We start from the raw sequence: 13,057 nt of genomic DNA, 5'->3' as shown, positions 1-13,057 counted from the left end.
CGCGCAGCGTTTTAAGGCAGGTCAGCACATATCTCGACGTTGACAAGCTATCATCCGCCAGACGAGCATTCTGTACAGAATAATTGCGTATCGTGACAAAGATGTAGTAGTTTGGTCGTCAGCCGGACGCTGCGCCGATTTCGAGGAGGAACCTATGGCTTTTCTTGCCACCGACATCGAGCAGAGAGCCGATGTCGTAGGACACGGCGGCCCACCGACACCGGAGGTCTCGTTTGACACCCATCCCGCTCGGTACCGGCATTGGAAGCTTCGCCTCGACGGTGAGCTGGCGTGGCTGGTACTCGATGTCGCTGAGGATGGCGGACTCGTCCCCGGCTATGAGCTGAAACTGAACTCCTATGACCTCGGCGTCGACATCGAGCTCTATGACGCGACCCAGCGGCTGCGCTTCGAGCACCCCGAGGTCAAGGCGGTCGTGGTGACCAGCGGCAAGGAGAAGGTGTTCTGTGCGGGCGCCAACATTCGTATGCTGGCCGCCTCGCCACATGCGTGGAAGGTGAACTTCTGCAAGTTCACCAACGAGACTCGCAACGGCATGGAGGACGCCTCAGCCTATTCGGGCCAGACTTATCTGGCGGCGGTCAATGGCTCATGTGCGGGCGGCGGCTACGAGTTGGCGTTGGCCTGCGAGCACATCCTGCTCCTGGATGACAACTCGTCGGCAGTGTCCCTGCCCGAGGTGCCGCTGCTGGGCGTGCTGCCGGGCACCGGCGGGTTAACCCGGGTGGTCGACAAGCGTGGGGTCCGCAAGGACCGCGCCGACGTCTTCGCAACTCGCTCCGACGGAGTGCGGGGTAAGACTGCGCTGCAGTGGGGATTGGTCGATGAACTGGCCCCGCCACGCCATTTCGAGCAGGCCACGCGCGAGCGCGCCGAACAGTTCGCTACCCGCTCGAAACGTCCCTCGCACGCACGAGGCATCGCGCTCACACCGCTGAAGCGCACCACCGGGGCCACCAGTCTCGTCTATGACTACGTCACGGCCGAATTCGACCGGGCCAATGCTGCGGTGACCATCACCGTGCACGGCCCCCGCGCCGCGGCACCGGCGGACATGGACTCGGCCGTCGAGCAGGATAGCGACTTTTGGCCGCTGGCAGTTACTCGCGAACTCGACGACCTGATCCTTCGCCTGCGTACCAACGAGACTGCGTTGGGCACCTGGATTGTGCGCACAGCCGGGGACCCCGACCTGGTCGACGCCTATGAGCAGCTGCTGGTGACGATCGCCGATAATCACTGGCTGGCCAACGAAATCCTGTTGTACTACAAGCGGGTCCTCAAGCGCCTGGATGTCACCAGCCGCAGCCTGATCGCCGAGATCCTGCCCGGAAGTTGCTTTTCGGGGATGCTAACCGAATTGGCGCTCGCCTGTGATCGGCAGTACATCCTCGACGGACCTCCCCTGGACGACGAGGACAGCGGCGAGCGGGCAAGCCTACGGCTGACCGCGGCCAACTTCGGCGGGTTCCCCATGGGCAACGGCCTTTCGCGACTCGAGTCGCGGTTCTACGGGCACAACGATCATTTGACCAGACTGCGGGACAACGAGATCGGTACTCAGCTCACACCGGCACAGGCCAACGAGTTGGGGCTGGTGACTGATGCCCCCGACGATATCGACTGGGAAGACGAGATCCGCCTCGTTATCGAGGGCCGTGCCGCACTCTCACCCGACGCCTGCACCGGCATGGAGGCCAACCACCGCTTCGTCGGGCCCGAGACCACAGAGACCAAAATCTTTGGCCGACTCTCTGCCTGGCAGAACTGGATCTTCATCCGCCCCAACGCCTCCGGTGCCGAGGGCGCACTGCGCCGATACGGCACGGGTAAATCGGCAACCTTCGATAGGAAGCGGGTCTGAGCACCATGACCACATCAATCAACTACGGGGACAAAATCCCCAACAACGTCGATCTGTCCTCGGATCGTCGGCTGCAACGCGCGCTGGAGGGCTGGCAGCCGAAATTCCTGAACTGGTGGGGCGAGATGGGGCCTGCCCTAGAGACCCATGGTGTGTACTTGCGCACCGCGGTCGCCGTCGGCCGCGAAGGATGGGCGCACTTCGATCACGTCAACGTTCCCGACTACCGGTGGGGCATCTTTTTGGCCGAACCCAAACCTGACCGGCGTATCGCGTTCGGTGAGAATAAGGGGCAACCGGTGTGGCAGCAGGTTCCCGGTGAGCATCGCGCCGACTTGCAGCGACTCATCGTGGTGCAAGGTGACACCGAACCCGCCTCGGTCGAGCAGCAGCGGCTGCTCGGCCTGACCGCTCCGTCGCTCTACGACCTGCGAAACCTGTTCCAGGTCAACGTCGAAGAAGGCCGCCACCTGTGGGCGATGGTGTATCTGCTGCACGCCTACTTCGGCAAAGAGGGCCGCGCGGAGGCCGAGGCCTTGCTGTACCGCAATTCCGGCAGCCCCGATTCGCCGCGCATTCTTGGCGCATTCAACGAGAAGACCGCCGACTGGCTGGCGTTTTACATGTTCACCTACTTCACCGACCGGGACGGGAAGTATCAGCTGGGCACGCTGAAAGAAAGCGCGTTTGATCCGCTGTCACGTACCTGCGAGTTCATGCTTAAAGAAGAAGCCCACCACATGTTCGTCGGCACCACCGGAGTCGACCGCGTGGTGACTCGCAGCGCGGAGCTGGTCCAGGACCACGACACCCTCGATATCGCGCCACACGGCGGTATCCCGCTAGAGATCCTGCAGAAATACATCAATTTCCACTACAGCGTGTCGCTGGACCTGTTCGGCAGCGAAACGTCCACCAACGCCGCGAACTATTTCACGGCCGGCCTGAAGGGACGCTGGCAAGAAGAGCGTCGCAGCGACGACCACCAGCTGGTCAACGACAGCGCCTTATTGGACATCCCTAACGCCGATGGCACGTGGAGCAAAGACGAGCTCTCAGCGCTGCTGGCGCTGAACCTCGACTTGCGCGGAGAGTACATCAGCGACTGCCAAAGCGGAATCAAACGGTGGAACAAAATCCTGTCCGACAAGGGCATCGATATGCAGTTCACACTTCCGCATGTCGGATTCAACCGAGCCGTCGGCGTCTACGCAGACCACCACATCAGCCCGACAGGGACCATCCTGGACGCGGCCGCCTGGAAGCAGGCTGAAAATAAGTGGCTGCCCACCGACGAGGATTTGACCTTCGTGCGATCGCTGATGCAGCCCGTCTACGAGCCGGGCAAGATCGCCAGCTGGGTCGCCCCACCCGTGCAAGGAATCAACGGCCAACCGTTCGCGTACGACTACGTGCACTTGGCCTGAACCACAGCAGGCCACCGGTCAGCGACTCGCCCGTCCACAGGCCAGCACGCGCACACCGTCTCAGCACCCATTGAGCAGGAGAGCAGACATGCCCACCGCAGAAGCGCTCCCGGCAGCCGATGTCGATACCCTGATCATCGGCGCCGGACCCGCCGGCTTGTTCGCCGCCTATTACGCGGGCTTTCGCGGCATGTCCGTGTCGGTGATGGACTCGCTGCCCGAGCCCGGCGGCCAGATCAGTGCGATGTATCCCGAAAAGCACATCCGCGACATCGCCGGCTTCCCGGCCATTCGTGGACGCGAACTCGTCGACCGGCTCCTCGAACAGGCAGCACCCTATGAACCGGCCTATCTGCTCGGCCAGTCAGCACACCAGCTGCAGCGCCACGAAAATAATTCTGCCCCAGCGGTATTCACCGTCACCAGTTCAGCGGGCGTCACCGTGCATGCCCGATCGATCATCGTCACCGGCGGCATCGGGAAGTTCACCCCACGTCCGCTGCCGGCCGCGCAGGCCTACACCGGCGAGGGCCTGGCCTACTTCGTGCGCCGCCTCGACGACTACGCCGACAGCGATGTGGTGATCGCCGGCGGCGGCGATAGCGCATTCGACTGGGCCCATGCGCTGGGCCCGATCGCCCGCTCGGTGACACTCGTGCACCGGCGCGACACCTTCCGCGCACACCCGGCGACAGTGGCGGCAGTCACCGCATCCGGGGTCGAGGTTTTCACCAACGCACAGATCCGAAAGATCCGCGGCAACAACGTGGTCCACGGTGTCGAGGTCGCCACCGATGACGGCACCGTCCATGAACTGAGCTGCCAGCGCATCGTTGCCGCCCTAGGCTTCACGGCCAACCTCGGCCCACTGCTGGAGTGGGGAATCGACATCCGCAACCGGCGACACATCGTCGTTGACTCCACGATGCAGACCACCGTGGCAGGCATCTTCGCCGCCGGAGACATCAACGACTACGACGGCAAGGTGCGCCTGATCGCCGTCGGTTTCGGCGAGGCCGCCACCGCGGTCAACAACGCCGCGCACTACATCGATCCCAAACAGCCAGTGTTTCCAGGACATTCGACCGACACGGCGCCGACGGCAATACCCGCCTGAAATAGGAAGGACACCACCGATGCCCTACGTTATCGGCAAGTCGTGCATCGACGTGATGGATCGTTCCTGCATCGAGGAATGCCCCGTCGACTGCATCTACGAAGGCGAGCGCAAGCTCTACATTAACCCGCTCGAATGCATTGATTGCGGAAACTGCGAACCCGTATGTCCCGTGCAAGCCATCAGCCAGGATCGACGCGTGCCCGAAGATCAGCAGCAATTCATCGGTGACGCACTGAGGTTCTTTATCGACCCCCTGCCGGGCCGAGACGAAAACCTCGGTGCCCCAGGCGGATCAGTGACCACCGGACCGATCGGCGTCGACACCGAATTCGTGCAGGGCTATGCCAAGCCCGCCTGAGCCGATGACACTTATCGACGCGCACATGCACATTCCGCGGCTGTCGACAGTCAAGCCGGCGTGGGCGGACTGGGCAAATCGATTCGGCACACCGGGCTGGCGCGATATGTTCGACGGCGACGGCGATCCCATCCCGATGCGTATCGATGCCTTGCTCGACTCCGAGGGCGTCGACCGGGCGCTGTTGTTTTGTGAATACAGCCCGCGTGCGACCGGAATCCAAACCATCGACGACAATTTGGCCATCCGCGATCACAATCCGGATCGATTCCGGTTGGTCGCCAACGTCAACCCGCACCTTCATCATCCCATCGGGGAAGAACTCGAGCGCCAGCTCAACCTCGGGGCAGTGGCGCTCAAACTGCATCCGGTTCACGGTGCGTTCTTCCCAGCCGATCCCGAGGTGCGACCCGTCTATCACATCTGCGCCGAACGAGGCATACCGGTGATCGTGCACTCTGGGGTATCCAGCTTCCCCGGGGCGCGTTCAAGTTGTGGCGATCCGCAGCTGCTACTCGACGTCATCGAGGACTTCCCAGAAATCAACTTTGTCTTCGCGCACGGTGGGCGCGGCTGGTGGTACGAAACCGCGGCGTTCCTGGCATTGGCCAAATCGAATGTGTGGCTGGATCTTTCAGGACTTCCGCCACGCAAGTTGCCCGACTACTACGCCCACTTCGACCTGGTTCGGCTGGCTGGCAAATGGATCTTCGGCACCGACTGGCCAGGCGTCCCCGGCATCAGAAAAAACGCCGCCGCACTGGCTCAGATCGGGCTGCCCGATGCCGTGCTGCAAGGCGTCTACGGTGGCAACGCCGCGAAAGTTTTCGCCGGTCTGGACATCTAACCAAACTCGCGGAACAAGAAAGGCGCAATCACTCATGGTCCAGACAATCGGCGTCATCGGCGCCGGAACGATGGGTATCGGCATCGCATACGTGTTCGCGGCTAGCGGCAGCCACGTCACTATTGTGGAGCCCGATCCCGAGCGGGCACAGGGAGCCCGTACCGCACTCATCGACCAAGCTGCAGCCGCACACGCGCGCGGAAAACTCAACCTCGCCGCCCGGGAAGCCTTAGGTGAACGCCTACGCTTTGTTCTCACGATCGCCGAGCTTCCCGACGCACTGGATCTCGCGGTCGAGGCCGTCCCCGAACGCGTCGATCTTAAACGACTCGTCCTCGCCGAGGCCGAAAAACACCGACCAGCGCTGCTGGCCACCAACACCAGCGGCATCACCATCGGCGAGTTAGCTGGCGCCCTAAACCACCCCCAATACTTCCTCGGACTGCACTTCTTCAATCCCGTCTGGTCGATGCCACTCGTCGAGATCGTGCGCGGCCGCCACACCCACGACACGACCGTGACCGCCGCCGAGAAGGCCGTGACACAGATCGGCAAAGAGCGCATCGTCGTGGCCGACACGCCCGGCTTCGCCACCAGTCGCCTAGGCGTCGCGATCGGGCTCGAAGCCATGCGCATGTTCGAAGACGGCGTCGCGAGCGCCGAAGACATCGACCGCGCAATGGAACTGGGCTACCGGCATCCGATGGGGCCAATAAAGCTCACCGACCTGGTCGGCCTCGATGTGCGGCTCGACATCGCCACCAATCTGGCCGACGCCTATGGCCCACGGTTCGATCCGCCCCAGATTCTGCGCGACAAAGTCGCCGCCGGCGAGCTCGGTCGCAAAACCGGCCGCGGGTTCTACAACTGGTGAGCGCGCACCGACGTGGCGCGCAACGCAGACAACGCCGTATCGACTGATAGCCCCGCAAATCCCCGCGAAGACAAGGAGTCCCATGAGCACGCCGCTGCAAAGCTTCCTCCTCGGTCGCTGGCACACCCCCGGTGACGACGGCCGCCCCCTATACGACCCCACCACCGGCGCCGAGATCGCCCGCATCGCCACCGAGCCGCTGGGCGGTGGGGACACTCTCGACTACGCGCGCACCGTCGGCGCGCCCGCGCTGAGCAAGCTCGACTTCACCACCCGGGCGGCGATCCTCAAAGACCTCGGCAAGTACCTCAGCAAGCACGCCGAAGAGTTCTATGCCCTGTCAACCAGAACCGGTGCAACGAAACGTGATTCGGCGGTCGACATCGATGGCGGCATCGCAGTACTCTTCGTCTACGCCAGCAAGTCCAACCGGGAGCTGCCCCCTGCCGGTCCACTGCTCGACGGCGACACCGAATGGATAGGCAAGTCTAAAACATTTGGAGTACAACATATTTACACCCCGCTCCCGGGGGCGGCGGTGCAGATCAACGCCTTCAACTTCCCGGTGTGGGGCATGCTGGAAAAGTTCGCTCCCGCATTCATAGCCGGGGTTCCCAGTGTCGTCAAGCCTGCCTCCCAAACCGCGTATCTCACCGAGCTCGTCGTGCGACGCATCGTCGAATCCAACCTGCTCCCCGAGGGGGCGCTGCAACTCGTCTGCGCGCCCCCGGGTGATCTGATTGACCATCTGAGCGGACAGGACCTGCTTTCAGTCACGGGCTCAGCCGCCACCGCCGCCACGCTGCGCGCCCATCCGGCGGTGGTGCGCAACGCCGTGCGTTTCAACGCCGAAGCCGACTCACTGAACTGCTCCATCCTGGGCCACGACGCGGTACCCGCCGCACCCGAGTTCGACCTCTACATCGAGCAACTCGTCACAGAAATGACGGTGAAAGCCGGCCAAAAATGCACCGCCATCCGCCGTGCGCTGGTCCCGCACCGTCTGCTTGAGCCCGTCACCGAGGCGCTGCGCGAACGCCTAGCAACCGTCCGTGTCGGCAACCCCGCCCGCGACGATGTCGACATGGGCCCAGTGGTCAGCCAGGCGCAGCGCGACGACGTTCGGCGCGCAGTCAGCACCCTGGCTGACGAATGTGAACTCGTCCACGGCCTTCCCGGCATCGTCGATGTAGTCGATGCCGACGCCGAGCGCGGCGCGTTTGTCTCGCCGCTGCTGCTGCGCTGCACCGACCCGGATGCGCGCGCACCCCACGAGGTCGAGGCCTTTGGTCCCGTCACCACCCTCATCCCGTATGGCACGACTGCGCACGCGATCGAACTGGCCGCCCGCGGTGCGGGCAGCCTAGCCGGATCACTGGTCAGCCACGACCTCAACTTCGTCCGCGACGTCGCGCTTGGCGTAGCACCATGGCACGGTCGGCTGCTGGTGCTCAACCGCGACGACGCCGCCGAATCCACCGGCCACGGGTCGCCGCTGCCGCACACCGTGCACGGCGGTCCGGGCCGCGCCGGCGGCGGCGAGGAGCTGGGCGGCATCCGCGCCGTGCTGCATCATATGCAGCGCACCGCGATTCAGGGGCCGCCAGCATTGCTGGACCGTCTAACCCCCGACCCAGCGCCATGACGCGAAGCGGTTACTCGGTTGTGATTTGGATGTTTGGCCGGCAACTGGCAACGATTTCGATCTCCCGAGGAGGGAAACTCCACTGCAATGACATCGAGCGCAGGCGAAAACCTCACGCAGACAACGGCATCAATTCAACTCGGCGACGGGCTGGAAGTCTCGTCCATCGGTGTCGGCACGATGGGTCTGTCTCCCGGAGTCTATGGCGACGCCACCGCTGACGACGCGTTACGGCTAATCCGGTCGGCGATCGATCGTGGGGCGACCTTCATCGACACCGCGGACGCCTACGGTCGCGGCGAGGGGGAGCGGCTAGTCGGGCGTGCGGTAGCTGGTCAACGAGAGCGAGTCACGCTGGCAACCAAGTTTGGCTATGTGGCTCCCCAGCAGGGGCGGCCGGTTGACGTCGGCTACCGGATGAAGCTGTTTGTCGACGCCAGTCCGCGGCATGTGGCGGCGGCGATCGATGCCAGCCTGCGCCGACTTGCAGTCGATCACGTCGACCTTTGTTACCGGCACTTTCCCGACCCCGCAGTGCCCGTTGAGGAGACAGTGGGCGCAATGGCTCAACAAGTGACCGCCGGCAAAGTGCGCCACCTCGGATTGAGCAACGTCACCGCAGAGCAGCTGCGTCGCGCACACACCGTGCACCCCATCGCCGCGGTGCACTGCGAATACTCGCTGTGGAACCGCAGCCCAGAACGCGACCTCGTCCAGGCCTGCCGCGACACCAGGACCGGCACCGTCGCATGGGGCCCCCTCGGATCTAGGTTCCTCACCGACACAGGGTTTCTCGACGGCCAGATCACCGTGGTACCGACGACCGATTTTCGCTCCCGCAACGACCGCTTCAATGCAGACAACCTTGGCCGCAACGCGCAGCGATTCGCTGCGCTCGCCGAACTAGCGCAGTCGGTGGGCTGCTCGAGCGCTCAGCTCGCTTTGGCATGGCTGATCCAGCGCGGCTGGGTGCCCATCCCCGGCACTCGTAATCTCGATCACCTGACCGAGAACCTGGTCGCGGCTCGCATCGCTGTCCCCGAACGCATCACGACGATCATCGACGAACGCTTCGGGCCCAATTCGGCAGTTGGGGCACCGTTTCATGAACCGTCGCCATAGGACCCCAACCACCCCGACGCCAGGAGGCAAAGTATGAACTCACCCGTGCACTATCAACTCGACGGCGCCATCGCGACCATCACGTTGGACCGGGCCGCCGACCGCAATGCCGTCGACCTCGCGGTGTGCGATGCCATGTATGCCGCACTAGAGCAATTTGAAGCCGAACCGCGGGCGCGGGTCGCCATCTTGACCGGCACCGGCCCCGTCTTCTGTGCCGGCGCTGACCTGAAGGCATTCACCACTGGTGATGGCCCGAAGATCGCCGCACACCGAGGCGGATTCGGCGGCTTTGTCCGCTATCGCCGCTCCAAGCCGGTAATCGCGGCGATCAATGGACACGCGCTGGCGGGCGGTCTGGAGTTAGTCCTAGCCTGTGAGCTGGCAGTGGCATCGAACCGCGCCCTGTTCGGCCTCCCCGAGGTGACAGTGGGACTCATGGCTGGAGGCGGCGGAGCGATCCGGCTGCCAACCGAGCTACCGCCCAAGATCGCGTTCCGAATGCTGTTGACCGGCAAGCCGATCAACGCCACAGATGCACTTCAGTACGGTCTGATCAATCAAATGGTCGATCCCGACGAGGTGCTGCCGTCAGCACTAGAACTGGCCAACGAGATCGCCGCCGCCGCGCCGCTGGCCGTGGCCGCATCACTACGGGTTGCACGCATCGCGCTCGCATTGCGCGACGAAGCCAATGCCTGGTCCATCAGCGACGACAAGATGGAAGCCATCTTTGACACCGAGGATGCCCGGGAGGGCATGCGTGCATTCGTGGACAAACGCCCACCGCAGTGGGGATCGGGGTAAGGCAGGCCATGTTGGTGTCTCGCAATACATCCGGATGCCATCGCGCCAACCGGACGTTTAACCCAAACCATTGTACTACAAAACCCTGGCGACCTACAATTAGATGTAGCAAATTGTCGGGTGCCAGTGAGACAGGAAGGGCTTGTGACAGCCGTAGGGGTTTTCGGTGCGCGGCCCGGGCATCCAAGCCCAGAGCGGCCAGGCAAGGTCGGTTGACTCAGATGTCCGTACGGCGGGTAGAGGGGTCGCAGAGACACATTGACCCACATCCAGAACTCACCGTGATCACCCGCACTGACCATCTGAGGGTTTCTTGATGGACTCCACGTCACCGGTGCCATCACCACACGAGGCGTTCAACGCGGCCGCTTACCTCGTGGATCGACACCTGCCAGAGGGCCGCGGTTCCTCTACGGCGGTGGTTACGTCGAGGCGCACCCTCACCTATGACGATCTTGCCGAAGCGGTTCATCGGGTGGCGGGCGGTTTACGACGGCTGGGTGTGCGCCCCGAAGAGCGGGTCATGCTGTGTATGGCAGACGGTATCGAACTACTCACGGGCATCCTGGGAACCATGTATCTGGGTGCCGTACCGGCACCGGTGTCGACGATGTTGACCGGCGCTGAGCTCGGCAAGCTACTCGCAGACTCGCGCGCAAAGGTACTCTGCGCCTCTACGGAATTCGCTCCAGCGGCGTCAGCGGCTGTCGGGTCCGCGCCTGAAGTCACTGATGTGGTGTTCGATGGAGTGACACCCAATAATCCGCTGGGCGTTGCTGTGCACCTGTGGGATGCGCTGGCGAACGCGGAGCCGATTCCGACGCCATACCAGACGTGGGAAGACTCGCCGGCGTTGTGGTTGTATACCTCGGGTACGACGGGAACGCCGAAGGCCGCGATGCATCGCCACCGTAGCGTCAGGTTGGTGGCCGAAAACTATGGAGTTGAAATCCTCGGTATTCAGCCTGAGGACCGCTGCCTGTCGGTGGCAAAACTGTTCTTCGCGTACGGAATCGGCAATACGTGCTTTTTTCCGCTGTCCGTCGGGGCAACAACGATTCTCGAGCGAGAGCGACCAACCCCGGCCACCATCGCCGAACGTATCCGCACCACGCAGCCGACGTTGTTCTTTGCTGTGCCGACCTTCTACGCGTCTATGCTGGCCACCACGCTTCCCGCCAACACATTCTCCAGTGTGCGCCTGGGCATTTCGGCGGGTGAAGCGCTACCCGCAGAACTTTATGAGCGCATCCGTCACCGATTTGGCGTTGAAGTTTTGGACGGGATCGGATCGACGGAGGCGCTGCACATCTTCTTGTCGAACCGACCGGGCGAGGTTGTCCCGGGCTCATCGGGTGTACCTGTGCCCGGTTACGAAGTCCAGCTGCGCGACGACGATGGTGTTGTGATTGCAGCACCCGAGCAGCCGGGCACTCTATACATTCGGGGATCCTCTATCGCCTCGGGATATTGGTGTCGCGCCGAGACGACGCGTCAAGTGTTCCAAGGAGATTGGCTTCGAACCGGCGACGCTTATGTTCAAAACCGTGACGGCTCTTACAGCTGTTTAGGGCGCAGTGGCGACATGCTCAAGGCTGGCGGGATCTGGGTGTCGCCCGCCGAGGTCGAGGAGCGGCTGCTGGCGCATCCCAGTGTCGCCGAAGCGGCGGTTGTTGCTGCGCCGGACGCGGCGGGGTTGGAAAAGCCGGTAGCCTGCGTAGTCGCACGAGATGGCCACCATGTGGATACCGACGAGCTCATTGCTTGGTGCCGCGAAGAGCTCGCGGCTTTCAAACGTCCACGGGCAGTGGTGGTGGTGCACGAATTCCCTAGGACTCCGACCGGCAAGATTCGCCGCAACCTCCTGCGCGAACACGTCGCTGATGTCCTACGACACGGCGCAGTATCGGCGTAGCGGACCGAGCGATACAACTTCTTAGCAACTGTCGTCGCCGTGACAGCGCCGCGGGGATGCAGGCAACGGCCGCACCGATATCTCACCACGTCCGTTGAGGTACTGGTGAATCCTGGGGCCCAACGCGGCCCGCGGATTCCGGACTGTCGCCGCTGCTTTCAATGCTTGGCCCAACCCGTTGACTGGTCGCATTGATCAACCGATCGGGCTCACGCCGAGGGCACCGCCGAACCTAGAACGAGATCACCCGCTACGCTCATACCAGGGGCTACGCCAGCTCACTACCGGGGTGTAACACAGTGTGACTTGTCGCACCTGCGTCCACGACATGTTTCTACCAGGCCGTTTCGTCATCCAAGCTAAAACGCATGCTCGGCGGCTCGTAACGCGGGTATCTGACTGAGGAAGTGCGGCGCGCAGGGTCGCGTAGTGGTCCCAAGGCGATATGTGTTGCACGGCACATCAGGTGCGATTCCTGATGACTCTGTTACTGCGGCGGTGGCTGATAGCCCCCAGCGGAGTTGCGCAACTGCCAAATTTGGGACGGGCACAAGAGGTTGACCGCATAGGAGATTAGATAATTGGCCGCGAACTCGTCGTTGGGTGTGACGGCACTTTTCACAGCAGTCATCACTTGCGCATAGTTGTCGCCTCGACTGACCCTGTCGCAGATCTCGTGGCCGTAGCCAATCGCGTCACCGTTGGGAAAGTTGTAGTGTCGGCGCACCGCAACGTTGTACATATACTCGACTTCAGGCACCGGGGCGGCGCCGCTACGCGGTGCGGTGATGAGCAGCGTCCCCGCGCTCATCCCGGCAGCAACAACGATGGTGAGTGCCGCTGACCTCCGGCGCATCATGGCTGATGACTGATGTCCCGTGGCGGCTCGTCTGCACGACGTGGCACCGGCTCGCTTGCTTGTAGGCTCCCAGAACGCCAACAGTCGTGCGTGCCAACGGATGTAGACAAGGGATGAGCCCGCCTTGGCTTTCTGGTATTTGAGCATAAGGCCCCCTGTGACGTGGCGTCGGCACATCTCAACCGATTCCGATCCGCT

The 13,057-nt window shown here is 63.0% G+C and carries 10 protein-coding genes and 1 pseudogene; 10 read left to right on the top strand and 1 reads right to left on the bottom strand.

Annotated elements, in window-relative coordinates; translation table 11 throughout:
• Nucleotides 1–154: 154 nt before the first annotated feature.
• The 10 genes and pseudogenes from boxC to AC5Y5O_RS19785 all read left to right on the top strand — a co-directional run bounded on the left by boxC (nt 155) and on the right by AC5Y5O_RS19785 (nt 12,000).
• A complete protein-coding gene (gene boxC, locus AC5Y5O_RS19830) occupies nt 155–1,885 on the top strand; it encodes a 2,3-epoxybenzoyl-CoA dihydrolase (RefSeq protein ID WP_084163680.1) in 1,731 nt (576 codons plus the stop codon).
• A gap of 5 nt (nt 1,886–1,890) precedes the next feature.
• Nucleotides 1,891–3,312, top strand: coding sequence for a benzoyl-CoA 2,3-epoxidase subunit BoxB (gene boxB / locus AC5Y5O_RS19825; RefSeq protein ID WP_036473893.1), 1,422 nt, complete (start codon nt 1,891–1,893; stop codon nt 3,310–3,312).
• 88 nt (nt 3,313–3,400) lie between these two features.
• Nucleotides 3,401–4,429 carry an NAD(P)/FAD-dependent oxidoreductase gene (locus tag AC5Y5O_RS19820; RefSeq protein ID WP_036473896.1) on the top strand — a complete coding sequence of 343 codons (1,029 nt, stop codon included), beginning with the start codon at nt 3,401–3,403 and terminating at the stop codon, nt 4,427–4,429.
• 19 nt (nt 4,430–4,448) lie between these two features.
• Nucleotides 4,449–4,790, top strand: a complete 342-nt coding sequence (gene fdxA / locus AC5Y5O_RS19815) for a ferredoxin (protein ID WP_036473902.1) — start codon at nt 4,449–4,451, stop codon at nt 4,788–4,790.
• A gap of 4 nt (nt 4,791–4,794) precedes the next feature.
• The gene (locus tag AC5Y5O_RS19810; protein WP_036473905.1) at nt 4,795–5,637 is read left to right on the top strand and encodes an amidohydrolase family protein; all 843 of its coding nucleotides are present in this window, start codon (nt 4,795–4,797) and stop codon (nt 5,635–5,637) included.
• A 34-nt stretch (nt 5,638–5,671) separates the two neighbouring features.
• Nucleotides 5,672–6,511, top strand: coding sequence for a 3-hydroxyacyl-CoA dehydrogenase family protein (locus AC5Y5O_RS19805; protein WP_036473907.1), 840 nt, complete (start codon nt 5,672–5,674; stop codon nt 6,509–6,511).
• 82 nt (nt 6,512–6,593) lie between these two features.
• Nucleotides 6,594–8,126: pseudogene (gene paaZ, locus AC5Y5O_RS19800) on the top strand (phenylacetic acid degradation bifunctional protein PaaZ); the annotation flags it as partial.
• A 117-nt stretch (nt 8,127–8,243) separates the two neighbouring features.
• Nucleotides 8,244–9,278, top strand: a complete 1,035-nt coding sequence (locus AC5Y5O_RS19795) for an aldo/keto reductase (RefSeq protein WP_051641709.1) — start codon at nt 8,244–8,246, stop codon at nt 9,276–9,278.
• A gap of 33 nt (nt 9,279–9,311) precedes the next feature.
• The gene (locus tag AC5Y5O_RS19790) at nt 9,312–10,085 is read left to right on the top strand and encodes an enoyl-CoA hydratase-related protein (protein WP_036473909.1); all 774 of its coding nucleotides are present in this window, start codon (nt 9,312–9,314) and stop codon (nt 10,083–10,085) included.
• A 316-nt stretch (nt 10,086–10,401) separates the two neighbouring features.
• Nucleotides 10,402–12,000 (top strand): benzoate-CoA ligase family protein, encoded by a 1,599-nt coding sequence (locus AC5Y5O_RS19785; RefSeq protein ID WP_051641710.1) that lies wholly within the window; start codon nt 10,402–10,404, stop codon nt 11,998–12,000.
• A 487-nt stretch (nt 12,001–12,487) separates the two neighbouring features.
• On the opposite strand, the gene AC5Y5O_RS19780 is transcribed toward AC5Y5O_RS19785, so the two are convergent.
• Nucleotides 12,488–13,057 (bottom strand): DUF732 domain-containing protein (locus AC5Y5O_RS19780; protein ID WP_500026950.1); only part of this gene is annotated, 570 nt, incomplete at its 5' end.

Source organism: Mycobacterium sp. NGS40 (assembly GCF_059812735.1).
The sequence above is the reverse complement of the archived record's forward strand: the minus strand, read 5'-3'. Positions and strand labels throughout refer to the sequence as shown.

Excerpts from the sequence above, each read along its gene's own strand:
- boxC (WP_084163680.1), top strand. The coding sequence starts at position 155 with ATGGCTTTTCTTGCCACCGACATCGAGCAGAGAGCCGATGTCGTAGGA.
- boxB (WP_036473893.1), top strand. The coding sequence starts at position 1,891 with ATGACCACATCAATCAACTACGGGGACAAAATCCCCAACAACGTCGAT.
- AC5Y5O_RS19820 (WP_036473896.1), top strand. The coding sequence starts at position 3,401 with ATGCCCACCGCAGAAGCGCTCCCGGCAGCCGATGTCGATACCCTGATC.
- fdxA (WP_036473902.1), top strand. The coding sequence starts at position 4,449 with ATGCCCTACGTTATCGGCAAGTCGTGCATCGACGTGATGGATCGTTCC.
- AC5Y5O_RS19810 (WP_036473905.1), top strand. The coding sequence starts at position 4,795 with ATGACACTTATCGACGCGCACATGCACATTCCGCGGCTGTCGACAGTC.
- AC5Y5O_RS19805 (WP_036473907.1), top strand. The coding sequence starts at position 5,672 with ATGGTCCAGACAATCGGCGTCATCGGCGCCGGAACGATGGGTATCGGC.
- AC5Y5O_RS19795 (WP_051641709.1), top strand. The coding sequence starts at position 8,244 with ATGACATCGAGCGCAGGCGAAAACCTCACGCAGACAACGGCATCAATT.
- AC5Y5O_RS19790 (WP_036473909.1), top strand. The coding sequence starts at position 9,312 with ATGAACTCACCCGTGCACTATCAACTCGACGGCGCCATCGCGACCATC.
- AC5Y5O_RS19785 (WP_051641710.1), top strand. The coding sequence starts at position 10,402 with ATGGACTCCACGTCACCGGTGCCATCACCACACGAGGCGTTCAACGCG.